At 59.9% G+C, this 1,162-nt stretch carries 2 protein-coding genes; one reads left to right on the forward strand and one right to left on the reverse strand.

Translation table 11 applies throughout. The annotated features are described in order from the left end of the window. Window positions 1–988 (reverse strand): IS5 family transposase (locus CF68_RS34475; protein WP_235205984.1); only part of this gene is annotated, 988 nt, incomplete at its 3' end. Between CF68_RS34475 and CF68_RS38880 the strand changes: the two genes are divergently transcribed. Continuing rightward, window positions 870–1,162, forward strand: a 293-nt coding sequence (locus CF68_RS38880) for a hypothetical protein (protein ID WP_235205985.1), incomplete at its 3' end; no start/stop codon positions are given. The two genes, CF68_RS34475 and CF68_RS38880, sit on opposite strands and share 119 nt — an antisense overlap.

The raw sequence follows: 1,162 nt of genomic DNA on the forward strand, positions 1-1,162 counted from the left end.
CCAGCGAGCGCATGCGCACGAGGTTGTAGGCGGCCATGCTCAGCACAAACATCTGATCGACTTTCTTCAGGCCGCGCACCATCACCTGACGCATGTGTCCCACGGTCTTGACCCACCCAAAGCCCTGTTCGATCAGCTTGCGCTTTTGTTGCGAGACCGCATAACCGGCGCTGCAAGCAATGGCATCAGGAACGGCCGAGCGACGCCCCGATGTGTTCTGCGCCACGTGGGGCGTCACCTTCATTTCCAGGCAGGCCTTAATGAACTCGTGCGCGTCATAGCCCTTGTCGGCGCCCACGGTGACTTCCACATTCAGGTCTTCAATCACCTGCCTGGCATCGTTGAGCATGACCTTCGCGGCCTCGCGCTCGGCATGTCCGTCCGCATTGGTCACCATGGCGCTCACCACCAGGCCATGGCGGTTGTCGCTCAGGGTATGACCCATGTAGCGCAGCTCGCTGGCTGTCTTGCCCTTGCGGTAGAGCTTGGCATCGGGATCGGTCTTGGACTCGTGCGTCTCGTTGCTGCGCTTGCGCCCCTTGAAGTTGCCGCCGTCGTTGTCATCCTTGTCGCCGCCATCCTTGCGCACGAAGCTCTTGTGACCTGCCCATGCCTGAATCAGCGTGCCGTCCACGCTGAAGTGCTCACCTGACAGCCAGTTCTTCTTCTGCGCGATGGCAAGCACCTCGTTGAAGAATTGGATCACCGCATCATGCTTGATCAGCCGTTCGCGGTTCTTGGTGAAGACCGTGGGCACCCAAACTGTGTCGTCCATCGACAGCCCGATGAACCAGCGAAACAGCAGGTTGTACTGGGTCTGCTCCATCAGCTGACGTTCGGAACGAATGCTGTAGAGCACCTGCAGCAGCATGGCTCGCAGCAACTTCTCCGGCGCGATGCTGGGCTGGCCACCCTTGATATCGGCCTCGTACATCTGTGCGAACAACCGGTCCATCTTCACCAGCGCCTGGTTGGCCATTGTCCGGATAGAGCGCAGCGGATGGGACTTCGGCACGAAATCCTCCAGCCTCCGCATGGTGAACAAGCTTTCGGTAAAGGTGTCTGCGCCGCGCATGAATGTGGGGTCGGATGAGGTCCTCAAATCAACGCTCCGGCCAGTCGTCGCGCTGACGTCCGCTGGAGGTATTTCAGCGGCCTGCTA

The organism is Cupriavidus sp. SK-4 (assembly GCF_000611125.1).
In the GTDB taxonomy this organism is placed as follows: Bacteria; Pseudomonadota; Gammaproteobacteria; order Burkholderiales; family Burkholderiaceae; genus Cupriavidus; species Cupriavidus necator.